Source organism: Microvirga aerilata (assembly GCF_016743775.1).
In the GTDB taxonomy this organism is placed as follows: domain Bacteria; phylum Pseudomonadota; class Alphaproteobacteria; order Rhizobiales; family Beijerinckiaceae; genus Microvirga; species Microvirga aerilata.
This window is the reverse complement of record NZ_JAEQMY010000060.1, coordinates 1-24,955: the sequence shown is the minus strand read 5'-3', so window position 1 is coordinate 24,955 and position 24,955 is coordinate 1. Positions and strand designations below refer to the sequence as shown.

The following is a 24,955-nucleotide window of genomic DNA, read 5'->3' as shown; positions in this document are numbered from 1 at the left end:
TATATCCAGCGGCGCCTGCAGATCGGCTACAACCGGGCGGCCTCGATCATGGAGCGCATGGAGAAGGAAGGGATCGTGGGACCTGCCAACCACGCCGGCAAGCGCGAGATCCTGCGCGGGGAGTTCGCCGACTAGAGTTGGTCGTGCAGCTCCGCAAACTGGGAAGACAGATGCAGCGGCCGAGCGGTTCGGGATCTTCGAACCGCTCGGCCGTAATCCGTGAGGCTCCGGACCGGCACGTCGCGGCAGGTTCTCCGGCCATGACAACGAACGATGCGGGCCTTCAGACATGTCCACTTGGCGCGACGAGAAAAACACGAGGGCACGGGCCCGGCTCGAGAGCCGCCTGTCCACGCTCTTTCCGGCCTGCGTTTTGAACCACGCGCTCAACCGCCCGCTCATCCCCGCAACCCAGCGCCGGGCGGTGGAGTCCTACTGGCGGCACCGCCCGCTCATGGCCGACAGGCTGGCACGGGCGCTCGCCGCAAGGAGCGGGGAGCCCGAAGGATGGCAGTGGCGTCTGGGACAGGACAAGATGCCGGGCCTGCCGGTGTCGTTTCGCGTTCCGCCAGCTCCCTACCGGGAGGAGGCTTTCACGCGAGGCCCCGGCCATTGCTGCGTCTGCGGACAGCCCGTCTACAGATTGGGATGGCACCGTGACCTGTGGGGCGACGGGAAGCCCAACAAGAACGCCGTGTGGCATGCAGCCTGCGTGGTTGCCTGGCAGTTCTGGACGGCGCCCAGCGATCACCTGAAGGCGCTGAAGATCCGCCAGAAGCGGAGATGTCCCCTAAGCGGCCGCCGCCTGCTCAAGACCGCCGAAGTGGACCATCGCATGCCGCTCTTCCGGGTCAGGGCCGAACACCGGCTGACGCCCTGGCCGAGCCTCCTCGCTTTCTGGGGCGCTCCCAACCTGCAGGTGATCAACAAGACGGCGCATCTTGAGAAATGCGCCCAGGAAACCGCCCATCGCGCGGAAAGGCGCCATGCTCTCGCCGTGCCGGAGCTGTGATCGGGGATCGCACCTGAGCGCGCGGAGTTGTTCCCTGCACTGCGGGGCGCCTCATTCTTCGCCCGCACCGGTCCCGGGTCAGGACTGGGTATGCAGAAGACGGAAAGGGCCAGGGGAGCGGGATCGATGATCGGCATTGGATGCCTCGCGCCCCTTGTGCTGTTTGTGGCGGGCGCCTTCGCCGGATACCTTGCCATGGGCTCGCCCGGCGTTACCTGGGGGGCTGGCATCGGCTTCCTCGCCGGATTGGCGGTGCTGGGTCTCGCTGGCTGGGTTGTGGGCAGGATCAAACGGAAATGATCAAGGCTCCCCGGATGTGAGCCCATCGGGACCGTGTCAGATTTGGATTTGGTCAGATTTGGATTTGGAAGGACACACGATGACAAAGCCGCACTTCGCACCCCCTGGCCCGCTCGGCTTCGGCGGCGCTCCGCTCGGCAACATGTTCGATGTCGTGTCCGAGGAGACGGCCGAGGCCGCGCTCGTCGCGGCCTGGGAGACAGGGGTGCGCCACTTCGATACGGCCCCCCATTACGGCAGCGGTCTCTCCGAGCACCGCTTCGGCAACGTGCTCCGCCGCTATCCGCGCGAGTCGTTCGTACTGTCGACGAAGGTCGGGCGCATGATGCGCCCGGCTCCGGGCGGGGCGGACAATCCGCCCTTCGTTCAAGGCCTGCCGTTCCGCGGCGAGTACGACTACTCCTACGACGCGACCATGCGGTCCATCGAAGACAGCTATCAGCGGCTCGGCCTGGCCCGGATCGACATCGCCTACATCCACGACGTGGCGGCGGACCACCATGGCGAGGCCTGGGAGGAGCTGTTCGAAATCGCCATGAACGGCGCCGCCAAGGCCCTCATTCGCCTGCGGGACGAAGGCGTCATCAAGGGATGGGGCCTGGGCGTCAACCTCACCGAACCCTGCGAGCGGGCGCTCGAGATGTCGGACCCGGACGTGTTCCTGCTCGCCGGGCGGTACAGCCTCCTCAACCAGCCCGCCCTCGACCGGCTCTTCCCCATGTGTGCGGACCGGGGCGTGCATGTGGTCGTCGGCGGCCCCTACAATTCCGGCCTGCTGGCCGGCGGCCGGAACTTCGAATACCAGGAAGCGCCCCGCGAGATGGTCGAGAAGCGCGACCGGATCGCGGCGGTGTGCGGCCGCCACGGGGTCGACCTGCGCTCGGCCGCGCTTCAGTTCTGCGCCGCGCATCCTGTGGTGGCGGCCATCATTCCCGGCGCCAAGCATGCCGACAAGGTGCGGGAGAACGCCCGGCTCATGGCGGCACCCGTTCCGCCCGCGCTCTGGGACGACCTGAGGCAGGAAGGGCTGCTCCCGCCCGGTGCGCCCACGCCGAAGGCCTGACCCGCAGGCGAGCCTTCAGCTCGATGAAAGCGCGAGCACCTTGCGCAGGTTCTCGCGATGGACCGCCTCGTAGGGCGGGAACGCATGGATCCAGCCTTGGGCGAGATCGTCCCGGATCCATTCGGAAAGCGGGCGGTCCGCAAGGTCGGGTTCGGACCGCAGCCGGAGAAGCTTTTCCAGATAGTGGATGGTCGCCTGGACGAGACCGGGCCCATAGCCTCCCCGGGCAATGACGTCCGGGTCCCCGTGGTTCGGCAGGATCCGCTCCACCGGCCACCCGGCGATGCGCCGGAGGCTGGCGAGGTGGATCGCAAGCCTGCCGGGTTCCGCCACATAGGTGATCGGGTCCTCCAGGGCGTCGCCGGCAAACAGCAGGCTTCTTTCCGGAACGAGCAGCAGCGTCCCATCCAGGCTGTGGATGTCCGCATGACGCAGGTCCACCCCCAGATCCCCAACCTTGATCCGGAGGCTTCCCTCATAGGTTCGGGTGGGCCCGATCAGCGGCCGGATCGGAGGCTTGCCGGTTTCGATCGACGGGCGCTGCTCCTCCAGCGTCCGGGCGGTGAGGGTGTGGGCAATGATCTCGCAATCGGCAAAAACCTCGTTTCCGGCCACATGGTCCCGGTGCCAGTGGCTCAGAACCACCGTCGGCCGGGGGATGCCCTCGTCAGCCAGCGTCTTGCGGATGGCCCGGGCATGAGCCGGCGATATGTGCGTGTCGTAGACCAGGGCCTCGGCTCCGCTCACGATCGCATAGGTGCAGACCCCCAGCTCATAGGCGCCGTCGTCGAGCCAGTTGGGCTCGGGCGAATAGGCGCGCATCCCGGAGATCCGCCCGTCGTAGAAGGCGACCACGTTCGGCGCGGGACGGACAATGCGCAGGGTCGATCCGAGGTCAGGCATCGGGGCTCCCGGTAAGGCCAGTGACGGTTGGCCCAATAGAGCATCTTCCGGCCTGCGGCACCACCCGCAGGGCCCGAGGCGAATCGTACTCTGCGTATCTAAGCTGCTGAAGACGCACGGTTTTCCAGGGTGCTGCGCTTGGGCCGGACGAGCAGCTCGCTCGGATCGGTCGGGAGGAGCAGCATTCCGCCGTCGTCGAGGGTCACCTGGAGGCGGGGGAACACCTCCTTGATGTGGGCAAGGTCGCCCTTGAAGGCCTGCTTGAAGCTGCGGATGCTGGCATTGTCCGAGCCGAACTGCTTGTGCAGGTTGTCCCAGGAGAGCCGCAGCGGGCGCTGCACCGTCCGCAGGCGGTAGCCCATCCAGAACAGCATATCGAGTTTCCGGGCCGAGCCGGCGAAGGCCCGGGCCGCCCGGATGTCCACCGGCAGGGCATGCTGGATGAGGTTGTCGTAGAACTCGGCGTGGAACTGCACCGTGTTGGACCAGAGCAGGCCCTGGTCGGAGTTCCCCGTCAGCCAGATGTCGAGCTGGCGAAAGGGCGGAACGTTGAGCGTGCTCGATTTGGACGCCCCGTCCCACAGGCCGATCTGCATGGTGCAGGCCGCGAGCCGGTTGAGCTGCTCCTTGAACTGGCGCAGGGTCCCGCGCTCGCCTCCGGTTACGGGAAATCCCATCTGCTTGATGAAGCCCGACAGGCTGTCGGCCACCTCGATCTTCGCGCTGCGCTGGCGAACCGCCTCCGTGCAGAGATGCAGCAGCACCAGCCTGGCTTTGGGCCCGTAGGGAAGCCCCTGGACCTCCATCTGGCCGGTCTTCGGGTTCTTGAGGCGCCCCGACATGATGCTCAGGGTGTTGCGTCCGTACTCGCGGAAGAACTCGCGCTCGCCCTTGGGTTCGCGATAGGGCAGCCCGCAGAGCGCCAGGACGCTGTGGATGTGCTGGATGTTCTCGGGCGAGCTCGGGGCGCTTTCGATCACCTCGCGCACCGCGTCCCGGCGCCGCTGATCCCGGCTCATGGCCGTGCGGCGGGTCTCCTCGTCGCGCTGCTTCTTCTGTTCCGCGTCCCGCTGGGCCTGCTTGTGGGCGATGTGCTCGATGAGGGTCTTGAACATGAAATGACCGCGGGCCCGCTCGACCTCCTGCAGAAGATCGGGGTCGCGGATCGTGGAAATCTGTTCATCGACGCTCATGATTGTTCTCGTCTTTGAGAGGCACGGATGTGGGCTCGCGGACTCGCAACGACTCCAAACTGAGCTTGGATCCGTCACAACGCAGCCTGCCGTGGAGTTATCCAAAGCTTTCGTCAGGACGGCTCGTCGGCCTGCCTGGAGACCAAGCTCCTGAGCGAGGGTGAATCGAACTCTGCGTCCCGCCATCGCTGCCCTGCAATCGTCGACAGGGGCTGCGCAGAGTTCGATACGCGGGCTCCCGCCCCATGGCGGCCAGGCCCCAAACCGGGGGCGAGGCATGCGCAGAGTTCGATACGCGGGGTTCATTCCGGGTTTTCAGGCCGGTTCGATCCTGTTGCATCGTTCCGGCCGCCGGGTTTGCCTGCGCTCCTTCCCGAGCCGCGGGAGGCAGGATGCGCAGAGTCGAATGCGGGAATAATTATAATTGTACTTGTTTTTCAATGACTTGATCGGGCCTTGTCGAAGAGTCCGATACGCGTCTGCGCAGACTCCTATGTGACGGGCCCGATTCCCGCGCCGAGTTCGATACGGGCTCGCGCAGATCTCTATTCGGGGCGGCGCAGAGTTCAATACGCAGGATTGGGTTAAGCCGATGAGATCATTGGGATTTCGCCTCTCCCATATAACTGACTCATAATCTTGCTGAATCTGAATCGATTCAGATACTTAGCTTATGGGCCGAAAAGAACTGGTTTTTTGAATTGGAATTTTGGAAGGAAGGACGTTGCCAGCCGCCGCGTAGGGATCGCCTGGACCTGGGGCGAATCGAACTCTTCGTCCTGTGGAACGGGGCCTCATGGGGCCGACCGCACCCAATGGGTCGCTTGCCTATGTCACGCGGAGGCCTATAAAACTTGGGTCTCGCCCTTGCCCCGCCTCGGCCGAGCCTGCGGGAAACAGGCCTGTCGGGCCAAGGCACTCCAACATCGTACACAACATCAAAGGCCATCGATGGCACTGGTCAAGACGTCCGAACTTGCAGGCAGGAGCAACCCACGTCAGGCGAACGGTGATGACGCCGGTTCCGCAGCGGCTCCAGCCCCTCCCAGGGGAGCAAGCCTGCAGCGGCGGACCCTCGAGCGCGTCCGGGCCCGGCAGCAGAAGGCGGCGGAGCGCATCGGCGCCGCCACCGAGGAGCTGGCAAGCGGCGTCGCCGAGGCATCGTCCGCGGCCGAGCAGCTGCGCCGTTCCATGGAGCAGATCGCCGCCGGGGCCGAGGAGGCCGCAGGCGCCGCCCAGCAATCCCTGTCGGCCATCATGAGCCTCGGCGCCTCGTTCTCCGACGCGCGCCAGCATGCGGAGGCGTCCCGCGCCAGGACGGCGGGCCTCCAGGCCCTGCTGATCGAGACCGGTGCCCAGATCGACGCCTCCGTGGCATCGGTCGAGGCCAATGCGGTGCGCCAGCGCGGCATGGTCGAGATCATCTCGCTTCTCGATCAGCAGGCCGCCGATATCGGCAGCATCACCCGCACCGTCGGCGAGATCTCCGACCAGACCAATCTTCTGGCGCTCAATGCAGCCATCGAGGCGGCCCGGGCCGGGGAGAACGGCCGGGGCTTTGCGGTCGTTGCCGACGAGGTGCGGGCCCTGGCCGGCAACTCGGAGAAGAGCGCGCAGGACATTCAGGTGCTCGCGGAAAGCATCGTCGGCGAGGTGCGCTCCGTGGCCGAACGGGTCAGGGCCGCAGCCGAAACCGCATCCGGCGAGGCCCAGGTGGGCCGTACCGTGGTTGCAGCCTTGGACCGGATCCGCTCCGAGGCCGCGCTGCTCGCCGAAGGAAGCCAAGCCATCCTGGTGGCCGCCGTGGAGGCCGAGACGGCGATCCGCGAGGCCCAGCGCGGCGCGGAGCAGGTGGCCAGCGCGGCCGAGGAACAGGCTGCCGCCGCCGCCGAGGCGCAGCGCGCGGTGCAGCAGCAGAGCGCGTCCCTGGACGAGAGCCAGCGCACCGCTCAGGCGCTTGCGGCCCTTGCGGACGATCTCCAGGCGAACACCGCAGGCGCTTCGAGCGCCGAGCAGGTCGGGTCCGCAGCCGAGGAATTGTCCGCCGCCATCCAGGAGCTCTCGGGCGCGGCAGGCGAGATCATGACCGCCGTCGATCAGATCAACCGGGGAGCCCAGATGCAGGCTGCGGCCACCCAGCAGGCCAATGCGGCGATGGAGCAGATCGAGCGGGCGAGCGGCGCGACGCAGGATGTGGCGGGCGCCTCGGCCGAGCGCATCGAGGCCTTGGCCGCGGCCTTCCAGGACAACCGCAGCGCCACGATGCGGCTTGCCGCCGGCATCGAGGGATCTCTGAACGAGACGCGGGCGGTCATCGGCCTCATGGGCGGCCTCGACGATTCCGGCCGGCGCATCGAGAAGATCGTCGACGGCATCGCCCTCGTGGCCGTCCAGACGAACATGCTGGCCGTGAGCGGCTCCATCGAGGCGGCTCGGGCCGGCGAGGCCGGGCGCGGCTTCGCCATCGTGTCCGGCGACATCCGCAATCTTGCGCGGGACGCCTCCGAGAACGCCGACCGCATCAAGGACGTCGTGCGCCAGATCCGCGACCGGATCACCGTCATCCGGCGCGACCTGGAGCAGAGCGCCGCGATCTCGCAGGCGGAGGTTGCCAAGAACACCCTGATCGCCGAGCGCCTCGGCGCGGTGGAGGCCGACGTGGCCGCGATCCGGCAGGGCAGCACCGCCATCCTGTCCGGGACCCAGACGGTCCTGACGGCCGTGCGCGAGGTCAGGCTGGGCACGCAGCAGGTTGCCGCCGTCGCCGAACAGGCCGGAAGCGCCGCAGCCCAGGCCGCGACCGCCGCCCGCCAGCAGGCGCGCGGCGCCGAGGATCTGGCCGCGGCCATCGAGGAGATCGCCTCCCTCGCGGATGAACTCCAGATCGCGGAGTCGTAAGCCCATGACGGAGACGGCCCCTCCGGCTGTCGCTCAGTCGTTCCTGACCGTAGAGGTGGGCGACGAGCGCTTCGCCTTTCCGGCTGCGGATGTCGCCGAGGTGATCCGCCCCCCGGCGGTCACCCGGGTTCCGCTCGGGCCGTCGAGCCTCGTCGGCGTGGCCAACCTGCGCGGCGCGGTGATGCCGGTCGTTTCGCTGCACGCTCTCCTCGGAGGCAAGGCCGCCCCGCCCGAGACCGCCCGCGTGGTGGTGATCGACCGCGGCGCACCGGTCGGCCTCGTGATCGACAAGGTGGCGTCCCTGGGCGCAGGAGCGGGACACGACGGCGGGGAGGGCCGGGCGCCAGCCCGTCTGATCGACCTCGACACGCTCCTGTCCCGCGACTTCGGCAGCTTCGTCAGGCGAGGGCAGCACAGGCAGGCCTCGACGCCGCAAGGCTTCCAGGCGCCGACGGCGCTTGCCCGGGACGAGGCGGCTCTCGTCTGCTTTACCGTTTCAGGCCAGGATTTCGCCTTGCCGCTCGGCTCGGTTCATGAGGTCGTGGCGCTTCCGCAGGGTGTTGCGGCCGTTCCCCATGCGGACGCCGTCATGCTGGGCGTCATGACCCTTCGCGGCCGGCTGCTCCCGCTGGCCTCCCTGCGGGGACTGCTCGGCCTGCGCGCCGCAAGCCAGGGGGGCAGCCGGTCCCGCGTGGTCGTGGCGCGGGCTGGCGATGCGCTGGTGGGCCTCGTGACCGACGGCATGCGGGAGATCCTTCGCGTTCCCTCCGCCGAGATCGATCCCGTTCCGGCAATCCTGGCCCGGGGCGGGGCGGAGGCCAGGATTCAGGGGATCTGCCGGCTCGACGGCGGGCGGCGGCTGGTTTCGGTGCTGTCGGCCGACAGCCTGTTTCGCGATCAGGCCCTGGCCGAACAGATGATGCCGCAAGCGGGAAAGAACCAGGACATGGGCACAGCCGACGGGCCGTCGGACGGCGACGAGCAGTTCATCGTGTTCCGGTTGGGCGGCGAGGAATACGGCCTGCCCATCGGGGCCGTCGACGAGGTGGTGCGCGTGCCCGACACCCTCACCCGACTGCCCAAGGCTCCGGCCTTCATCGAGGGGGTCATGAACCTGCGCGGCCGGGTCGTTCCCGTGATCGACCAGCGGCGGCGCTTCAAGTTCGAGGGGCGGGGGGAGAGCCGGCGGGAGCGGATCGTGGTCGTCAGGATCGACGGGATGCACGCGGGCTTCGTGGTCGACACCGTGTCCGAGGTTCTCAAGATCCCCCAAAGCCAGCTTCGCGCAACGCCCGACCTTGCCGCCGAGGGCAGTCAGGTCGTCGACCGGATCGCCAATATCGAGATCGAGGGGCGCATGATCCTCCTGCTCAATCCGCGCGAGCTTCTGGACCGGGCCGAGAAGGACCTGATCGCCGCCATGGGCAGCGGCGGCACGGAGCTTCCACCCTCGTGATCCGGCTCCTGATCGTCGACGATTCCCCCCTGATGCGCCGTCTTCTCGGCGGCGTCTTTGCGGCCGAGGGCGACTTCGAGGTCGCCCTGGCGCGCAACGGCGTGGAGGCCCTGGAGAAGCTCGTCGAATTCAAGCCGGACGTGATCACCCTGGACGTTCACATGCCGGAGATGGACGGGCTCGCCTGCCTCGACCGCATCATGCTGGAGCGCCCTTGCCCCGTCGTGATGGTCTCGTCCCTGACGGAGGCCGGCGCGGGCGTCACCCTGGAGGCCTTCGCGCTGGGCGCCGTGGATTTCATCACGAAGCCCGACCGGGCCCTTTCCCTGGAGATCGAGACACTGGCTCCCGTGCTGGTCGAAAAGGTTCGCGCCGCATCGCGAGCGCGCCTGCCCGGCAGCCTGAGGCTCGCCGAGCGGGTGCGGCTGCGCAGCGGTCTCGGGAACCCGCCGCCGGCCAGGGCGCCACGCAAGCCCGTTTCCTCCCCGTCGCCGCAGCGGCGGATCAAGGCCGTCCCGACGCGGGGTCTCGTTCTCGTCGGCACGTCCACGGGCGGACCGCCGGCCCTCGACGCCTTGCTCTCGCGGCTGCCGGCAGGGTTTCCTTGGCCGGTGGTGGTGGCGCAGCACATGCCGGGCTCGTTCACGGGCCCGCTCGCCCGGCGGCTCGACAAGCTCTGCGCGCTGACCGTGATCGAGGCGGCCTATCCGATGCCCCTGGCGTCGGGGCATGTCTATATCGGGAAGGGCGATGCGGACGTGATCGTGAGCGTCCGCCCGGACGGCCCCGTCGTGATGGCGGCCCCGTCCCTTCCGGAGCATCGCTGGCACCCGAGCGTCGACCGCCTGGTGGACAGCGCCATGCAGCACTTCGCGCCCGAGCGCCTGATCGGCGTGCTGATGACCGGCATGGGCAGTGACGGGGCCCAGGCCATGACCCGGCTTCACGGGCAGGGCGGCCGCACCATCGCGGAGGCCGAGGAGAGCGCCGTCGTCTGGGGGATGCCGGGCGAGCTCGTGCGGCGGGGCGGGGCGGACGTGGTGGCCCCTCTGGAGCAGATCGCCGACCGGCTCATGGACCTGGTGGAGCGCCCATGAGCCGGCAACCCCGCTCGACGGACAAGACAGCCAGGCCGAGCGGACGGTCCGCGTCCGCCCTTGCGGTCGACGATCTGCGCCGTCTGTGCGCGTTCCTGTACCAGCGCACCGGCATGATCTTCGGGGAGAGCAAGCGCTACTACATCGAAAGGCGCGTCGCGGACCGCATGGCCGCGACGGGCGCGCGCTCCTTTCCGGCCTACTTCTCCCATGTCGAGGCGGACGCCGGCGAAGTCGAGCACCTGATCAACATCTTCACGGTCAACGAAACCTATTTCTATCGCGAGGAGCACCAGCTCCTTTGCCTCGGGCGCTCGCTTCTGCCGGGCATCGTGCAGCACAAGAAGCCGGGCGATCTCGTGCGGATCTGGTCGGTGCCGTGCTCGACCGGGGAGGAGCCCTATTCCATCGCCATCTGGCTGCTCGAGAACTGGCCGCTGGTGGATGCCTACAACATCGAGATCGTGGGCTCGGACATCGACACGCAGGTTCTCCAGGACGCCGCAGTCGGCGACTACGGGACCCGCGCCCTGTCGCGCCTGCCGCCGGACGTGGTGGAGCGCTATTTCGAGCCCACGGGCGACGGGCAGCGCCGGTTGATCGAGGACCTGCGGGAATCGGTGAGGTTCACCCGGGCCAACCTGGTGGACACGGCATCGGTGGCGGCGCAGGGCCGGTTCGACATCGTCTTCTGCCGCAACGTCCTGATCTATTTCGACGACGCCTCGCGCCTTCTCGCGGCGAACAACCTTTACGACGCCCTGCGTCCGGGCGGGTACATCTGCCTCGGCCATACGGAGTCGATGGCACGGATCTCGAAGCGGTTCGATCTTCGCCGCTTCGAGGACGCCATCGTTTATCAGCGGCCCGGGGAGGGTGCGTGATGGACGATCTGCTCCAGCACTTCATCGTCGAGGCCCGCGAGCTCGTTCAGCAGGCGACCGACAGCCTGCTGGCCCTGGAGCGCGACCCCGCGGGCTCCGCGCATCTCGACAGCGCCTTCCGGGCGGTACACACCCTGAAGGGCTCCGTCGGCCTTTTCGATTTCGCCCCCATGGGCCTGGCGCTCCACGCGGCCGAAGATCTCCTGGGCTCCCTCCGGGACGGGCGCGGGGCGATGGGCGGCGAGGCGATCGACAGCCTGTTGGAGTGCATCGGCCAGAGCGAGCGCTGGGTCGACGCCATCGAGCGGACCGGGCACCTGCCGGCCGGCGCGGCCGAGGAGGGGTACCGCATCGCCCGCGTGCTGCGCGCGCAGCTCGACGAAGGTTCGGCCGACGCGGCTCCCACGGTTCCGGCGGCAGACCTCGCCTGGATCGAGGAGCTGAAGGCCGCATGCCCCGATCCGGCGGCCCTGAGGTCGGGCGATACGCCGCTCGTGGCGATCCGGTACACGCCGCGGGCCGACTGCTTCTTTGCCGGCGACGACCCGGTGGCGCTCCTGCGCTCGGTTCCGGACCTGATTGCCGTGCGCCTCTCGAACCGGGATCCATGGCCTCCCGCCGGGGAGATCGACCCTTTCGCCTGCAATCTCCAGGTGGAGGCTCTCTCGGGAGCAGCCCTCGACGCGGTGAAGGCGGTGTTCCGCTTCGTCCCCGACCAGGTGACCCTGCAGGAGGCGGCGCGCGGCGCCCCAGGGGATGCTCACGGCATGCGGCAAGACAGCGCCGCCGCAGGCCCGTCGCCGGATCCGGCGGGCGGGGCGAGCGCGCGGATGCTTCGCGTCGATGCGGCCCGGATCGACCGCCTGGCGGATCTCGTCGGCGAGATGGTGGTCGCCAAGAACGCGCTGGCGCATCTGGCCGCCCAGGGCGCGGACGGGATGGACGGGAAGAGCCTCGTCCAGGGCCTCCAGGCGAGCCAGGCAGTCATCGACCGTCTCGTGGCCGAGATGCACGGGGCCATCATGGATGTTCGCATGATGCCCATGCGTGACATCTTCCGGCGCTTTCCGCGGGCCGTCCGGGAGATCGCCGGCCCGCTCGGCAAAACCATCGATTTCTCCATGGAAGGGGAGGATGTGGAGGCGGACAAGTCCGTCGTGGAGGGCCTGTTCGAGCCCCTGCTCCACGTGCTTCGAAACGCCATCGGTCACGGCGCCGAGCCGGAGAACCTGCGCCAGGAGGCCGGCAAGCCGGCGGGCGCCCGAGTGGTGCTGCGGGCGCGGCGCGACGGCGACCGGGTTCTCGTCGAGGTCGAGGACGACGGTCGGGGCATCGATCCCGGGGCGATCCGGCGCGTCGCCCGCGAGCGCGGCCTGGCTTCGGGCGACGGGATCGACGGCATGAGCGACGAGGAGGTCATTGGCCTGATCTTCGCTCCGGGCTTCTCGACGGCGTCGGAGGTTACCGAACTGTCCGGCCGCGGGGTCGGCATGGATGCGGTGCGGTCCTCGATCGAGCGGCTGGGCGGGCAGATCGGGGTTCGAAGCCGGCTGGGGCGCGGCACCACGATCCGCCTGTCGCTGCCCCTGACCATCGTCATGACGAAAGTGATGGCCGTGCGGGTCGGCGGCGAGCTCTACGGCCTTCCCCTGGACGGCATCGTCGAGACCGCGTTCGTCCCCAGCGCCCGCATCCTGCCGGTTCAGGAGGCGGAGGCCTTCGTCCTGCGCGACCGGACCCTTCCCCTGGTCAGGCTCGCCAGCCTGCTGGAGATCCCCCGTGCGCCGGATAAGGGCGCGGCCGTGAAGGTGGTGGTCATGGCCGTGGGCGACGAACTGGTCGGCATCGCTGTCGATGGCTTTGCCGAACGGATGGACGTTCTCATGCGGCCCATGGACGGGATCCTCGCGGGGATGCCCGGCGTGATGGGAACGACCCTGCTCGGCGACGGCAGCGTCCTGATGATTCTCGATGTTCCGGAGCTGATCGGATGACCGTACGCCTTGAAGGCCATGCGATCCTTCTGGAGGGGCAATGCCGGGTCGAAGATGCCGAGCCGCTGCTCGGATGGCTTCAGGCGGACAGGAGCCGCATCGTCGACCTTTCGGCCGCCGAGCACCTGCATGCGGCGGTGCTCCAGATTCTGATGGCCCTCAAGCCCTCGATCCGGGGGGAGGGCAAGGATTCCTTCCTCAGGGACTGGATTACTCCCTCATTGATCACAACAGATCTGCCGGATGGGGAGCCGAACGATGGCTGAACGGTTGTCATTCTCCAGGCAGACCCTAAAAGAGGCAGATACCGTGTTTCCCAAGCGGAGCCGCTCGTTCCGGGCAGCCGTTTCCTCTGGCGGAGTACCTGAGTGGCAACAACTGTTTTGATTGTCGACGACAGCAAGCTGGCACGCATCGTTGCCGGCAAGACCCTGGCTGCGCTGCAGCCCGAATGGGAGCGAATCGAGGCCGGCAACGCACACGATGCCCTCGCTATCCTGAGCGAGAGGAAAATCGACCTGGCCATGATCGACTTCAACATGCCGGACAAGGACGGCCTCGAGCTGGCAGCCGAGCTGCGCGTCACCCACCCGACCATGCCGATCGCGGTGATCACGGCCAACATCCAGGACGAGGTCATCGCGCGGGCCAGGGAGGTCAACGCCACCTTCGTGAGCAAGCCGCTGACCGAGGACGGGCTCAGGGGGTTCATCTCCGGGGCGGCCCTGCGCCTGCGCTCCGGCGGCGGGTGATCCCATGGCCGCTGAAATCTCTCTGACGGATCTCGAACGCGATGCCCTGACCGAGCTGGTCAATATCGGCGTCAGCCGCGCCGCCTCGAGCCTGCGCAAGATGATCGGCGAGGAGGTTCTTCTCTCGGTTCCCGCCATCGAGATCATGCCGCCGCAGGATGCCGCCCGGTTGATCGGGGAGCGGGAGACGGACGGGCTCGTGGCCATCCAGCAGCAGTTCGAGGGCGCGTTCTCGGGACGCGCGCTGCTGATCTTCCCCGAGGCAACCAGCCTCGATCTGGTCCGGGCGATCATCGGGAGCGACGTGCCGCCCGAGCAGATCGCCGAGCTGGAGCAGGAGGCCCTCGCCGAGACGGGAAACGTGATCCTGAACGGCTGCCTGGCCACCATGGCGAACATGCTCAAGCGCTCCCTGACCGTCTCCCTGCCGGAGGTGTTTCGCGGCGACAGCGCCCGGATGTTCGCGATCTCCCAGGATCGGCCCACGGACGGCCTGGTCCTTTTTCTCTACATCAACTTTTCCGTGCGCAATCGGGACATCCGAGGCTATATTGCGATGCTCATGGATCTGCCATCGCTCACGGCGCTCAAGGAGCTGATTGCAGGCTTCATCGAGCGGGTCGTCGGGGGCGATGTCGAGACCATGGCGTCGGACAGCAACTCAAGCACAACTTGGCAGGTATGACCGCCCAAACTTTTTTCCAAGGCGAGGCGATCAAGGCCGCCACAGGTGAGCTACGTCACGCGGCAGGCTCCATCTTCTCGGCTCTTGAGCGATCGGGCCTGCCCATGGTCGCAACGAATCCGCGGCTGCCCGACAACCCGATCATCTTCGTGAACGAGGCCTTCTGCCGGATCACGGGCTACTCGCCCGACGAGGCCATGGGCCGCAACTGCCGTTTTCTGCAGGCGCCGGAGACCGACCAGGGCACGGTTGCGCAGATCCGTGAGGCGATCGCGTCCGGGCAGGCGATCTCGGTCGAGATCCTGAACCAGCGCAGGGACGGGTCTCATTTCTGGAACCATCTTTTCATCACCCCGATCGGCGAGAAGAACGGGGAGCCCTTGTTCTTCCTCTCGACCCAGGTCGACGTCACGCAGGCGCATCAGGCCAGGCAGACGCAGGCCGCTCTCTGGGCGAGCCAGAAGGAGCTGGATCAGACCAACGAGAGGCTTCGGCTGACCTTGACGGTCGCCGGGACCGGCGGGTCCTGGGATTGGGACATACCCAATCGGATTCTGACGGCGGACGCCCGGTTTGCGGTGCTGCACGGCCTCGACCCGGTCGATGCCGCCAAGGGCCTGCCGGCGGATGCGTTCTTCGCGGCCATTCATCCTGAGGACCGCCTGAGGATCCGCCTTGCGGTCGGGGGCATCCTCAACGGGGCGGAAATCTTCTCCAAGGAGTATCGGCTTCTCTCCGCCGACGGCTCCATGCGGTGGGTTCATGCGCGGGGACGCTGCCTCTTCGGACGGGACGACAAGCCCCTGAGGTTCACCGGAGTCGTCGTCGACATCACCGAGCAGAAGCATGTGGAGGAGCGGCTCCGCATCGCGCAGAGCGCGGGCGGCATCGGCACGTTCGAGTACGTGCATGGCTTTGCGACCGTCAGCGTTTCGGACGAGTTCTGCCGCCTGCTGGGCCTTCACCCGAGCAATGTCCTGCCGGTCCGCACGGTCAATGCGCTCGTGCTGTCGGGCGACGCCGCCATCGTCGAGCAGAGCTCCGGCCAGGAAGGCGCGTCCCAGGAAGGCGCGTCCTATGTGGAGTTCCGCATTCACCGGGCCGACGACCAAGAGCTGCGCTGGCTGGCACGGCGGGGCGAATACGTCCAGGACGCCGAAACCGCGGGCCTGCGCTTCATCGGCGTCATCTACGACATCACGGCCGCCAAGCGGTCCGAAGAAAGGCTCCGGGAGCTCAATGAGAAGCTCGAAAACCGCGTGGAGGAGCGCACGCGAGAGCGCGACCGGCTCTGGAGCCTTTCGAGCGATCTGTTCAGCGTCTGCGACGCGGACGGCTACCTGACGGCCGTCAACCCGGCCTGGACGGAGCTTCTGGGCTACACGGAGGACGAAGTCGTCGGAACCCGGTTCGTGACCTGGGTTCACGCGGAGGACCGGGCTCCGAGCAACGATCTGCTCGAAGCCCTGCAGAGCGGCGAGCCGGTCAAGGACTTCGACATCCGCATCCAGGCGAAGGACGGCGCCTACCATTGGATCAACTGGACCTTCGCCCCGGCGGGCGACGTGTTCTACAGCGTCGGCCGCGATGTCACCCAGCGCAAGCAGCTGGAGGAGCAGCTCCGCCAGAGCCAGAAGATGGAGGCCGTCGGCCAGCTGACCGGAGGCATCGCGCACGACTTCAACAACCTGCTGACCGGCATCGTGGGCTCCCTCGACCTCATGCAGACGCGCATGGCGCAGGGGCGGACCGAGAACCTCGGGCGCTATGCCAAGGCGGCCACGGAGTCCGCCAACCGGGCCGCCGCGCTGACCCACCGGCTTCTCGCCTTCGCGCGGCGCCAGCCGCTCGATCCCAAGCCGGTCGATGCCAACCGGCTTGTCATGTCCATGGAGGAGCTCCTGCGAAGGACCACCTCCGAGGCGATCCAGCTCGAGATCGTGACGGCCCGGGATCTGCCGCTGACCTTGTGCGACCCGAACCAGCTGGAAAGCGCCATCCTCAACCTCGCGATCAACGCGAGGGACGCCATGCCCGAGGGCGGCAAGCTCACCATCGCAACGTCGAGTGCGCACCTGGATGGGGTGTATGCCGCCACCCAGCAGGATCTCGCTCCGGGCCCCTACGTGATGATCTGCGTGTCGGATTCGGGGAGCGGCATGCCGGCCGATGTGCTGGCGCAGGCCTTCGATCCGTTCTTCACCACCAAGCCGATCGGCGAGGGAACCGGCCTCGGCCTTTCCATGGTCTACGGCTTCGCCAAGCAGTCCGAAGGACATGTGCGGATCTACAGCGAGGTCGGCAGGGGCACGACCGTCAAGATCTATCTGCCTCCCTATCATGGCGAAGTCGCCGACGAGGCGGCCGCAACGGCCTTGAACGAAACCCATCGGGCGGAGATCGGCGAAACGGTTCTGGTGGTCGAGGATGAGCCGGTTGTCAGAAGCCTCATCCTGGAAGTGCTCGCGGATCTGGGCTATCGCGCCCTGGAAGCGGTCGACGGCCCCTCCGGGCTCAAGGTGCTGGAATCCAAGCAGCGGATCGATCTGCTGGTGACCGATGTGGGCCTTCCGGGGCTGAACGGCCGCCAGCTCGCCGATCACGCGCGCCTGGTGCGTCCCGACCTGAAGGTGCTCTTCATCACCGGCTATGCCGAACAGGCCGCCATGGCGTCCGGCTTCCTGGCGCCGGGCATGGAGATGGTCACCAAGCCCTTCGCCATAGAGGACCTGACCGTTCGCATTCGCAAGATCATCGAACGGGCGCGGTCGTAGCGGGTCAGGCGCCGGGCTGCTCCTGGCACACATCCACCCAATCCGCGCCGACGAGATCGGCCATGCGCTGCGGGCTGATGCGCACGGCAGTGTGGATCGAGCCCGCCGCGGGCACGACCTCGTCGAAGGCCTTCAACGAGTGGTCGCAATAGACCGGAAGCGGCGTCGCCAGTCCGAACGGGCAGACCCCGCCGACCGGATGGCCGGTGAGCGCCTGAACCTGCTCGGCATCCAGCATCGATGCCTTGCCGCCGAAGGCCGCCTTGACCTTGCGGTTGTCCAGCCGCGCCGTGCCGCTCGTGACCACGAGGAAGCTGCGTTCCCCCACGCGGAGGGACAGGGTCTTGGCGATCCGCGCCGGCTCCACCCCGTGCGCCTCGGCCGCCTGCGCGACCGTGGCGGTGCTCGTTTCCATCTCGATGATCTCGATATCCGGTGCGTTGCGAGAAAGAAAGGCGCGAACGGATTCAAGGCTCATGGCCGGTGGTCTCCTGACAGGACGGAGGGGAGGCGGGGCGCACCGTAAGGAACGGCGGCCCGACCACCCAGGGTGATCGGGCCGCGCATGCTAGCTTTCATCGGGCGGCAGGCGCAAACCTGTTTTCAGCGCTCGCTCTCGGGGTAGTCGGCGCTGCGGCTCGTGTCGGCCCAGGCCTCGACCTCGGCAAGCGTCTCCTTCAGCTTGTTGCCGATGCCCTCGAGCGCGATGGATCCCAGGACCAGGTGCTTGGGCGGATTGTCCGCCTCCACGGCCTTGACGATGGCCTCCACCGCCCGCACCGGATCGCCGGGCTGCTTTCCGCTGTAGTTCGCCGTTGCTTCGAGCCGCGCGCCGACCGTGCTCTGGTAGTCCGCGATCGCCGGACGGCGCTGCTGCAGCGAGCGGCCCGCCCAATCGGTGCGGAAGGGGCCCGGCTCGACGCAGGTGACCTTGATGCCGAGCGGCGCAACTTCCTTGGACAGCGCATCGGACAATCCCTCCACCGCATGCTTGGTGGCGGCGTAATAGCCCGAACCCTCGTAACCGATGAAGCCGGCCTGCGATGAGATGTTGACGATGTGCCCGCGGCGCCGCGCCCGCATGCCCGGAAGCACCGCGCGGGTCATGGCCGCAAGGCCGAAGACGTTGGTGTCGAACTGCGCCCGGATCTCGGCCTCGTCGCCCTCTTCGATGGAGGACTGGTAGCCGTAGCCCGCATTGTTCACGAGCACATCGATGGCGCCGAAACGGCTCTCGGCCTCCTTGACGGCGGCCATGATGTCGTCGTTTCGGGTGACGTCGAGCGACAGGGCCAGCGCCCGGTCCTCATAGCCCTGGGTGAGGTCCTGGACTCTTGCGGCGTCGCGGGCGGTCACCACGGCGCGCCAGCCGCGCCGAAGCACCAGTTGGGCAAGCTCCCGGCCGAATCCTGTGGAGCAGCCCGTGATGAACCAGACTGGGTTTTCGTTCAATGCCATGGGCCAACTCCATTGTTCCGCATGTTGGCTCCGCTCTGGCAGATCGTGGGAGCCGGCCTGTTCGAGACGCCGGATATAGGGTCCCTGGGTGATGCGGAAATAGCCGGTGGATGGGAACGCGTGGGCTGCCGCGCAGCAGCCCACGCAAGGTGCAAGACTTACTTCGCCCCGGCCTGGGGACGCATGACGCCCTTCTCGTCGCGGCGCAGCGGTGCGCTCTGCTTCGGCAGGGGAGCGCCCGGAGCCTCCGCCACCGTCACGCCATGGGGCCAATCCGCCGGAGCGATGGCAACATAGCGGGCATAGCCGCCGGTGCCGCCGAGCGGCTTGGCGAAGCCGATGGAGACGAGGGCGCCGGCCTCGGGCACCTTGTCCAGATTGGCGACGCCCTCGGCCTGGGTGAAGTGGTTGTGGAGAAGCCAGGATTCGCCTTCGAGCGTCGGCGTGGTGTCGGTGTCGAGAGGCTCATGGCCGTGGAACAGGATCTTGCGCTCGAGATGCAGGAACTTGAGCGCGTCGAGGCTGACCCCCGGATGCGGCTTGGTGGCAAAGCGGGCCGGGTCGTTCCAGCCCTTGTACCAGTCCGAGCGGACCATCACGACAGCGCCTTCAGGAATCCGCCCGTTCCGGCTCTCCCAATCGCGCACGTCCTGCACGCTGAGGTGATAGTTCGGATCGGCCGCCACCTTCTCATGAATCGGGATCACCACGAGGGGGCGCACCGCGTAGGTGGGCGGAAGATCGCTGATCGTGGCGCCGTATTCGTCCCAGTGCGCCGGCGGGTCGAGCTGCGTGCCGTACTGGTCCGTGGTGAGCGTGTAGCTCGTGGCGACGAAGCCGTGCTTGGCATAGGTGTATTCGTCGCCCTTCTTCACATAGCCGGGAATGTCGGCTCCCGCCGCCGTCGCCTTGAATTCCGCATGGCCGAAGCCCGGCCAGACCGGCTGCACGGGCGCGAAGGCGTGGGTGAGGTCGATGTGCTTGGCGCCCTTGATGCTCTGCTCGTAGACGGACCATAGCCCCGTCTGCTGTTGCGCAGGCTGCTGCGCGAGGACAACGGACGAGGCGAGAGTGGTTGCGAGGAAAACGGCTGCTGAGACGGTGTTCGAGATCAAGATCTGCTCTCCCTTGGCTGATCACCGCAATCATTCATGCATGTGCAGGCCAGTTCAACGTTTGATTTACTGTCGGATGACGTAAAGTCTTGCAGCCCTAGGACGAATGTTCGGCGGCGTGATCGAAAACGGGACACTGCTTTTAGTCTGCGTTGACATCGGCCTCCCGCGGGTCTCTCATCCCACTCCCGTTCGCCCTGCGACGCGCCGGCGAGCCAAGGAGATGCCATGTCGGGTTCCCGTGATTCCGCCTCCGATCCTGCAATGCGCCGTCCGGATTTCGCGGCCTGGATGGGGCAGGGCAACAGCATCACCCAGCAGTTCCTCTCCTTCGGCAACCGCCCTGGGCTGATCGCCCTCTCGGGCGGTCTGCCCGCGGCTGAACTCTATCCGGTCGATGACGTGCAGGCTGCAACCGAAAGGGCGCTGGCAACGCATGGAAGTGCGGCGCTGAGCTATGGGGCCGTCGAAGGCTTTCCCGAACTGCGCGAGACCATCGCGCGCCGCCTCTCGACCGAGCGCCTCAAGCTCACCCCTGAAAACGTTCTGATCACGACCGGCTCGCTCCAGGCGGTGGAACTCATCGGCAAGGCCTTGATCGATGCGGGCGACGCGATCCTGGCCGAATACCCGACCTATCTCGGCGCCCTGGACGCCTGGCTCCCGCGTCAGCCGCGCTATGCCGAGCTCGCATACCGGGAGAGATGGCCCGAGGCGAAGTTCGCCTATGTGGTGCCGAACTTCTCCAACCCCACGGGAGCGGTGCTGGCGCGGGCCGAGCGCGAGGCGCTGCTCGCGCGGTCCGAGGAGAGCGGGATCTGGCTCGTCGAGGACGATCCTTACGGCGAGCTCCGTTATGACGGAGCCGTCCAGCCTTCCCTGCTGGAGATGAGTGCGCGACCGGAATCGACCGTTTACGATGGGCCGGTGGTGCATCTCGGCACCCTGTCGAAAACCATCGCGCCGGGCCTGCGCGTCGGGTGGGCCGTGGGCGCGCCGGAGATGATTCGCGCGCTTGCGCAGGCCAAGCAGGGGTCGGATCTCAGCACGAGCACCTTCTGCCAGGCGGTGTCCCTGGAGCTGATCCGCGCCGATGCGGATCGGCGGCATGTTCCGACGCTTGTAGACGCCTATCGCGAGCGGCGCGATGCCCTCTGCGCCGCGGCGCAGGAGCACCTCTCCGATCTCTTCGACTGGAAGGTGCCCGAGGGCGGCATGTTCGTGTGGATGACGGCGCGCCGGCCGGGCCTCGACACTAATGCGCTGCTTTCCTTCGCATTGGAGGAGGGGGTCTCCTTCGTGCCGGGAAGCGTCTTCGACCCGAGCGGGCAGGCGAGCCCGAGCCTTCGGTTGAATTTCACCGCCAATCCTCCCGAGCGTCTTCAGGAGGGCGTGCGCCGCCTCAGCCGGGCCGTGCGGGCCTTCGCCTCGCAGCGCGCCGCCGCCGAATAGGAGTTCATCATGCCCACACGCCTGCACCAGCCGAGCGGCGAACGCTTGCCTGCCGCGATCCTCGACGAATGGCGCAAGATCCCGGCCGCGGTTGCGGCGGATCTTCTGCGGGGCAGGGGGCATGCCGATCCCGGCATCCGCCCTCTGCGCCGGTTCGGCTCCAAGTCGTGGCTGGTGGGAAGCGCCGTCACGGCCTGGTGCGAGGCGGCCGATTACGGACCGGTGCATCACGCGATCAACATCGCCCAGGCAGGCGACGTGATCGTGGTCGATGCGGGCGGCCGGAGCGATGCCGCCATGATCGGCGAGCTCCTGAGCGGATCGGCCCGGCGCAAAGGGATCGCCGGCGTGATCATCGATGGCGCCGTGCGGGATGCCGGGATGTTGTCCGAATGGCCGGATTTCGTGGTGTTCTCGCGCTGGGTGACGCCCCGCGGTCCGTCCTCCATGGAGCGCGGCACCGTCAACGAGCCGGTCGTGTTCGGCGGGGTGCCCGTCTCGCCGTTCGACATCGTCATCGGCGACGATGACGGCCTCGTCTTCGTGCCGCGCCAGCGGGCCGAGGAACTGCTCCCGGCCGCCCTGGCGCGGGTCAAAGCCGAGACGGAGTGGGAGGCGGTGCTCGCCACCGGCAGGAGCACCGTCGACGTTTTCAACGTTCCCAAAGCCGACGAGAGCCGTTGAGCCTCAGCGGCCCTGGAAGCTGATGAGCGGCTCGTCGTAGATCGCGGTGCGCAGCACGCCGTCGCCTCTGACGACGCCGCGATACATGCCGGAGCAGTTGAACGGCAGCGACACGTTGCCTGCATGATCGACGGCGATGATGCCGCCGGAGCCTCCGGCAGGCGCCAGCATGTCGATCACCACGGCGCGGGAGGCTTCCTCTAAGGATTGTCCAGCATAACGCATGCGGGAGGCGATCTCGTGAGCGGCCGCATAGCGGATGAAGATCTCGCCATGGCCGGTCGCCGAGATGGCGCATGTCTCGTTGTCGGCCCAGGTGCCGGCGCCGATGACGGGGCTGTCGCCGACGCGGCCCGGTGACTTCGCGGTCATGCCGCCGGTCGATGTGGCCGCCGCCAGATTGCCGCTCCGGTCCCGGGCGACGGCTCCGACCGTGCCGTGCTTGCGCGACTCGTCCCCGTCGTCCGCGCCGCTTTTGCGCATGGCGAGCGTCTCCTGCAGGGCCTGCCAGCGCTGCTCGGTGTAGAAGTAGGACGGCTCCTCGAAGGCGAGGCCCTGGGCGCGGCAGAACTCCAGGGCGCTTTCGCCGATGAGCACCACGTGGCCCGAATGCTCCATCACGGCTCGGGCGGCGAGGATCGGATTGCGCGGGCCGCAGATGCCCGCGACGGCGCCGGCAGCGCGGTCGCGGCCGTCCATCACGGCCGCATCCATCTCCTGCTTGCCGGCGGAGGTGTAGACCGCGCCGCGTCCGGCGTTGAACAAGGGCTCGTCCTCCAGCGCCATGACGGCGGCGGATACCGCGTCGAGCGCGCTGCCGCCCTCAGCTAGAACCGCGCGGCCTGCTTCGAGGGAGCGGCGCAGGCCCGCATGGTAGGCCGCCTCGCGCTCAGGGGTCATCTTGCTGCGCAGGATCGTGCCCGCGCCGCCATGGATGGCGAGAGCGAAATCGTCGGATGCCGTGATGCCGGTCATGATGAGGTTTCCAGTGGTGGGAGAGATGTCAGAACGTCGAGCAGACTTGGGCGGCGATGGCCGTCGCGGCCCGTCATGGAGCCTGCTGCGACAAGCGCATCGAGAACGGCTTCCTGCGTGGCGTCGGCCATGGCCTCGAAAAGCAGGTCGATCCGGTTCTCGTTGAGCATGCGATGGTTGACGAGCGCCGCCTTCTCGTCATGGGAAAGGGTGTTCGCGGTCGTGAAGCCCAGGGCGATATCGCCGCTGCCGTGCCCCCAGAAGGACCCGAGCCTCGCAAGCCCGACGCTGGAACGGCGAATGATGCGCTTGAGCTGCCGGTCGCTCAGCGGAACATCCGTGGCGGCGACGACGATGATGGATCCCTTTTCAGGAGCGTTCTCGCCAGCGTCAGCCGTGGCAGGCGCGACGACCCTGCCGTCGGGCAGGCGCAGGTCGCCCGAGCGGCCGAAATTGGAGAGAACGAGGACGCCGAGATGAAAGCTTTGTCCAGTCAGGCTCAGTCGGCGCGATGAGGTGCCGATGCCGCCCTTGAAGCCGAAGGTGCTCATCCCGCAGCCGGCGCCCACGGAGCCTGCCTCCACATGGGACGACGCCTCCAGCAGGGCGGCGCGCGCATCCTCTTCCGTGACGGCCAGGGCCTGAATGTCGTTCAGGTAGCCGTCGTTGCACTCGAACACCACCGGGTTCACGGTTGCGGTCTCGCGTCCGATGTCCGGGTTGTGCGCGACGGCGTGGCGCACCAGGGCCGTGCAGCAGGTGCCGACGGACAGGGTGTTGGTGAGAAGGATCGGTGTTTCGATCGCGCCCAGCTCTTCCACCTGCACGAGGCCGGCGCTCTTGCCGAAGCCGTTGAGCACATGAACGGCAGCGACCGGTTTCCGGCGGTAGATGTTGCCCCCATGGGGCACGATGGCCGTCACGCCCGTGCGGATGCTGCCATGCGCGAGAGTGCGGTGGCCGACGCGCACGCCCGGAACATCCGCGATGCTGTTGAGCGCACCCGGAGGCAGGCCGCCGCAGGCAAGGCCGGCATCCCGGGCGCGGGCAGGGCGCTCCATCAGGGGCATTCCGCCTTCACGAAGGCCGCGATCTCCGCATGGGTTGCAATCCACACATCCGAGCGTTGCGTGATTTCCTCCAGGAGCTTTTCCAGGATCCAGATGCGCGAGCGGTAGCCGGTCACATGCGGGTGCATGGTGAGCAGGAACAGACCGCCCTCCTCATAGGCCCGCTCGAACTCGCGGAAGAAGATGTCGTAGACGGCGGTCGGCGGCGTGTGCGGGCGAAGGCCGTTGAAGCGGTGCATGTTGAAATAGACCGCGTCGTCGCGAATCCACTCCACCGGCAACTCGACGATGCCCGTGGGCTCGCCATGCTCCAGCAGCTCATAGGGATCGTCGTCGGCCATCAGGGAGGAGTCGTAAAGCAGGCCGAGTTCGCGCTCGATCCGCAGGGTGGTGGGGCTGAAATCCCAGGACGGGGTGCGCAGGCCCACCGGGCGCACGCCCGTGATCCGCTCCAGGGCGTCGGTGGCCCTGAACATCAGGTCGCGCTCGATCTCATAGGGCAATTGGCTGTTGAGCTCGTGAATCCAGCCATGGATGCCGATCTCGTGGCCCTCCGCCACAACCCGGCGCTGCTCGTCCTCATAGAGGAGGGCGGCGACGGCGGGGACGAAGAAGGTCGCCTTCGCGTCATGCTTGGCAAGGGCGTTGAGAATGCGCGGCACGCCCTGGCGGTTGCCGTACTGGCCCTGCGACATGCGGCCGATGGACTTGCCGCCGTCGCGCAGCTCGTTCGTCTCGTGGTCCGAATCGAACGAAAGGGCGACGGCACAGCGGGCGCCGTTCTTCCACTTGGCCGGCTTCATGGAGCGCCCGGCGCGCACGTGCTCCACCTTGCTGCGCCAGGTTTGCTCTTCCCATGTCCAGGGCTGGCTGCTGATGTCGTCCATGGCGTCTTGAATCCTTTTCATGAAGAACGTCTGGCTCGGGGCGGGATCAGGAGCGCCCGCCGTCCACGGAGATGATCTGTCCCGACACCCAGGACGCCGCGTCCGACACCAGGAACATCACCGTGTTGGCGATGTCCTGCGGATGGCCGAGGCGGCGCGTGTGGATGCTCTCCACGAGGCGGGCCTGCCCTTCGGGTCCGTAGCTTTCCCACTGGCGCTGGGTGGCCGGGTTCGACAGAACGAACCCGGGCGCCACGCTGTTCACTGTGACGCCGAAGGGGCCGAGCTCGAAGCTGAGCTGCT

The 24,955-nt window shown here is 67.5% G+C and carries 24 protein-coding genes; 15 read left to right on the top strand and 9 right to left on the bottom strand.

The genetic code is table 11. The features are described 5' to 3' along the window. The 4 genes from JKG68_RS34840 to JKG68_RS24165 form a co-directional block, all read left to right on the top strand. A partial coding sequence (locus JKG68_RS34840) for a DNA translocase FtsK (RefSeq protein WP_202063899.1) occupies positions 1-135 on the top strand: 135 nt, incomplete at its 5' end. A gap of 154 nt (positions 136-289) precedes the next feature. Further along, positions 290-1,012 carry a hypothetical protein gene (locus tag JKG68_RS24175; RefSeq protein ID WP_202063898.1) on the top strand — a complete coding sequence of 241 codons (723 nt, stop codon included), beginning with the start codon at positions 290-292 and terminating at the stop codon, positions 1,010-1,012. A 126-nt stretch (positions 1,013-1,138) separates the two neighbouring features. Continuing rightward, positions 1,139-1,312, top strand: coding sequence for a hypothetical protein (locus JKG68_RS24170; RefSeq protein ID WP_202063897.1), 174 nt, complete (start codon positions 1,139-1,141; stop codon positions 1,310-1,312). A 79-nt stretch (positions 1,313-1,391) separates the two neighbouring features. Continuing rightward, positions 1,392-2,375 carry an aldo/keto reductase gene (locus JKG68_RS24165; RefSeq protein WP_202063896.1) on the top strand — a complete coding sequence of 328 codons (984 nt, stop codon included), beginning with the start codon at positions 1,392-1,394 and terminating at the stop codon, positions 2,373-2,375. A 15-nt stretch (positions 2,376-2,390) separates the two neighbouring features. Here the strand turns inward: JKG68_RS24165 and JKG68_RS24160 are convergent, their stop codons facing one another. Together JKG68_RS24160 and JKG68_RS24155 are read right to left on the bottom strand one after the other, a co-directional pair. After that, on the bottom strand, positions 2,391-3,278 hold the full coding sequence (locus tag JKG68_RS24160) for an MBL fold metallo-hydrolase (protein WP_202063895.1): 888 nt from the start codon (positions 3,276-3,278) through the stop codon (positions 2,391-2,393). 98 nt (positions 3,279-3,376) lie between these two features. Then, positions 3,377-4,471 (bottom strand): replication protein RepA, encoded by a 1,095-nt coding sequence (locus JKG68_RS24155; protein WP_202063894.1) that lies wholly within the window; start codon positions 4,469-4,471, stop codon positions 3,377-3,379. 951 nt (positions 4,472-5,422) lie between these two features. Between JKG68_RS24155 and JKG68_RS24150 the strand changes: the two genes are divergently transcribed. The 9 genes from JKG68_RS24150 (at position 5,423) to JKG68_RS24110 (ending at position 17,011) form a co-directional block, all read left to right on the top strand. Continuing rightward, positions 5,423-7,369, top strand: a complete 1,947-nt coding sequence (locus JKG68_RS24150; protein WP_202063893.1) for a methyl-accepting chemotaxis protein — start codon at positions 5,423-5,425, stop codon at positions 7,367-7,369. A 4-nt stretch (positions 7,370-7,373) separates the two neighbouring features. Next, positions 7,374-8,825: a chemotaxis protein CheW gene (locus JKG68_RS24145; RefSeq protein ID WP_202063892.1), complete on the top strand. Its 1,452-nt coding sequence runs from the start codon at positions 7,374-7,376 to the stop codon at positions 8,823-8,825. Then, the gene (cheB, locus tag JKG68_RS24140) at positions 8,822-9,922 is read left to right on the top strand and encodes a chemotaxis-specific protein-glutamate methyltransferase CheB (RefSeq protein WP_202063891.1); all 1,101 of its coding nucleotides are present in this window, start codon (positions 8,822-8,824) and stop codon (positions 9,920-9,922) included. Before JKG68_RS24145 ends, cheB begins: the two co-directional genes overlap by 4 nt. After that, complete coding sequence (locus JKG68_RS24135; RefSeq protein WP_202063890.1) at positions 9,919-10,806, top strand: CheR family methyltransferase; 888 nt, start codon at positions 9,919-9,921, stop codon at positions 10,804-10,806. Before cheB ends, JKG68_RS24135 begins: the two co-directional genes overlap by 4 nt. Then, positions 10,806-12,800 (top strand): chemotaxis protein CheA, encoded by a 1,995-nt coding sequence (locus tag JKG68_RS24130; protein ID WP_202063889.1) that lies wholly within the window; start codon positions 10,806-10,808, stop codon positions 12,798-12,800. The genes JKG68_RS24135 and JKG68_RS24130 overlap by 1 nt, the downstream gene beginning before the upstream one ends. Continuing rightward, on the top strand, positions 12,797-13,066 hold the full coding sequence (locus JKG68_RS24125) for a hypothetical protein (RefSeq protein WP_202063888.1): 270 nt from the start codon (positions 12,797-12,799) through the stop codon (positions 13,064-13,066). Before JKG68_RS24130 ends, JKG68_RS24125 begins: the two co-directional genes overlap by 4 nt. Before the next feature lie 102 nt (positions 13,067-13,168). After that, entirely contained in the window at positions 13,169-13,552 is a 384-nt protein-coding gene (locus tag JKG68_RS24120) for a response regulator transcription factor (protein ID WP_202063887.1), read from the top strand. A 4-nt stretch (positions 13,553-13,556) separates the two neighbouring features. Then, positions 13,557-14,237, top strand: a complete 681-nt coding sequence (locus tag JKG68_RS24115) for a chemotaxis protein CheX (protein ID WP_202063886.1) — start codon at positions 13,557-13,559, stop codon at positions 14,235-14,237. Then, positions 14,234-17,011, top strand: a complete 2,778-nt coding sequence (locus JKG68_RS24110) for a PAS domain S-box protein (RefSeq protein ID WP_202063885.1) — start codon at positions 14,234-14,236, stop codon at positions 17,009-17,011. The genes JKG68_RS24115 and JKG68_RS24110 overlap by 4 nt, the downstream gene beginning before the upstream one ends. 4 nt (positions 17,012-17,015) lie before the next feature. On the opposite strand, the gene JKG68_RS24105 is transcribed toward JKG68_RS24110, so the two are convergent. The 3 genes from JKG68_RS24105 to JKG68_RS24095 form a co-directional block, all read right to left on the bottom strand. Next, entirely contained in the window at positions 17,016-17,489 is a 474-nt protein-coding gene (locus JKG68_RS24105; protein ID WP_202063884.1) for a YbaK/EbsC family protein, read from the bottom strand. A gap of 125 nt (positions 17,490-17,614) precedes the next feature. Then, complete coding sequence (locus JKG68_RS24100; protein WP_202063883.1) at positions 17,615-18,469, bottom strand: oxidoreductase; 855 nt, start codon at positions 18,467-18,469, stop codon at positions 17,615-17,617. A gap of 158 nt (positions 18,470-18,627) precedes the next feature. After that, the gene (locus JKG68_RS24095) at positions 18,628-19,584 is read right to left on the bottom strand and encodes a cyclase family protein (protein WP_210346437.1); all 957 of its coding nucleotides are present in this window, start codon (positions 19,582-19,584) and stop codon (positions 18,628-18,630) included. Between the two features lie 228 nt (positions 19,585-19,812). Between JKG68_RS24095 and JKG68_RS24090 the strand changes: the two genes are divergently transcribed. Beyond that, positions 19,813-21,036, top strand: a complete 1,224-nt coding sequence (locus JKG68_RS24090) for an aminotransferase-like domain-containing protein (protein ID WP_202063882.1) — start codon at positions 19,813-19,815, stop codon at positions 21,034-21,036. 9 nt (positions 21,037-21,045) lie between these two features. Next, positions 21,046-21,720 (top strand): RraA family protein, encoded by a 675-nt coding sequence (locus tag JKG68_RS24085; protein ID WP_202063881.1) that lies wholly within the window; start codon positions 21,046-21,048, stop codon positions 21,718-21,720. Positions 21,721-21,723: 3 nt separating this feature from the next. On the opposite strand, the gene JKG68_RS24080 is transcribed toward JKG68_RS24085, so the two are convergent. The 4 genes from JKG68_RS24080 to JKG68_RS24065 form a co-directional block, all read right to left on the bottom strand. Continuing rightward, a complete protein-coding gene (locus JKG68_RS24080; RefSeq protein WP_202063880.1) occupies positions 21,724-22,695 on the bottom strand; it encodes an isoaspartyl peptidase/L-asparaginase family protein in 972 nt (323 codons plus the stop codon). Then, positions 22,692-23,756: a DmpA family aminopeptidase gene (locus JKG68_RS24075; RefSeq protein ID WP_202063900.1), complete on the bottom strand. Its 1,065-nt coding sequence runs from the start codon at positions 23,754-23,756 to the stop codon at positions 22,692-22,694. Before JKG68_RS24075 ends, JKG68_RS24080 begins: the two co-directional genes overlap by 4 nt. Next, on the bottom strand, positions 23,756-24,652 hold the full coding sequence (locus tag JKG68_RS24070) for a polysaccharide deacetylase family protein (RefSeq protein ID WP_202063879.1): 897 nt from the start codon (positions 24,650-24,652) through the stop codon (positions 23,756-23,758). Before JKG68_RS24070 ends, JKG68_RS24075 begins: the two co-directional genes overlap by 1 nt. A 46-nt stretch (positions 24,653-24,698) precedes the next feature. Continuing rightward, on the bottom strand, positions 24,699-24,955 hold a 257-nt coding region (locus JKG68_RS24065; protein WP_202063878.1), incomplete at its 5' end, for an SDR family NAD(P)-dependent oxidoreductase.

Coding starts and splice junctions, on each gene's coding strand:
- JKG68_RS24175 (WP_202063898.1), top strand. CDS start 290: ATGTCCACTTGGCGCGACGAGAAAAACACGAGGGCACGGGCCCGGCTC.
- JKG68_RS24170 (WP_202063897.1), top strand. CDS start 1,139: ATGATCGGCATTGGATGCCTCGCGCCCCTTGTGCTGTTTGTGGCGGGC.
- JKG68_RS24165 (WP_202063896.1), top strand. CDS start 1,392: ATGACAAAGCCGCACTTCGCACCCCCTGGCCCGCTCGGCTTCGGCGGC.
- JKG68_RS24160 (WP_202063895.1), bottom strand. CDS start 3,278: ATGCCTGACCTCGGATCGACCCTGCGCATTGTCCGTCCCGCGCCGAAC.
- JKG68_RS24155 (WP_202063894.1), bottom strand. CDS start 4,471: ATGAGCGTCGATGAACAGATTTCCACGATCCGCGACCCCGATCTTCTG.
- JKG68_RS24150 (WP_202063893.1), top strand. CDS start 5,423: ATGGCACTGGTCAAGACGTCCGAACTTGCAGGCAGGAGCAACCCACGT.
- JKG68_RS24145 (WP_202063892.1), top strand. CDS start 7,374: ATGACGGAGACGGCCCCTCCGGCTGTCGCTCAGTCGTTCCTGACCGTA.
- JKG68_RS24135 (WP_202063890.1), top strand. CDS start 9,919: ATGAGCCGGCAACCCCGCTCGACGGACAAGACAGCCAGGCCGAGCGGA.
- JKG68_RS24130 (WP_202063889.1), top strand. CDS start 10,806: ATGGACGATCTGCTCCAGCACTTCATCGTCGAGGCCCGCGAGCTCGTT.
- JKG68_RS24125 (WP_202063888.1), top strand. CDS start 12,797: ATGACCGTACGCCTTGAAGGCCATGCGATCCTTCTGGAGGGGCAATGC.
- JKG68_RS24115 (WP_202063886.1), top strand. CDS start 13,557: ATGGCCGCTGAAATCTCTCTGACGGATCTCGAACGCGATGCCCTGACC.
- JKG68_RS24110 (WP_202063885.1), top strand. CDS start 14,234: ATGACCGCCCAAACTTTTTTCCAAGGCGAGGCGATCAAGGCCGCCACA.
- JKG68_RS24105 (WP_202063884.1), bottom strand. CDS start 17,489: ATGAGCCTTGAATCCGTTCGCGCCTTTCTTTCTCGCAACGCACCGGAT.
- JKG68_RS24100 (WP_202063883.1), bottom strand. CDS start 18,469: ATGGCATTGAACGAAAACCCAGTCTGGTTCATCACGGGCTGCTCCACA.
- JKG68_RS24090 (WP_202063882.1), top strand. CDS start 19,813: ATGTCGGGTTCCCGTGATTCCGCCTCCGATCCTGCAATGCGCCGTCCG.
- JKG68_RS24085 (WP_202063881.1), top strand. CDS start 21,046: ATGCCCACACGCCTGCACCAGCCGAGCGGCGAACGCTTGCCTGCCGCG.
- JKG68_RS24080 (WP_202063880.1), bottom strand. CDS start 22,695: ATGACCGGCATCACGGCATCCGACGATTTCGCTCTCGCCATCCATGGC.
- JKG68_RS24075 (WP_202063900.1), bottom strand. CDS start 23,756: ATGGAGCGCCCTGCCCGCGCCCGGGATGCCGGCCTTGCCTGCGGCGGC.
- JKG68_RS24070 (WP_202063879.1), bottom strand. CDS start 24,652: ATGGACGACATCAGCAGCCAGCCCTGGACATGGGAAGAGCAAACCTGG.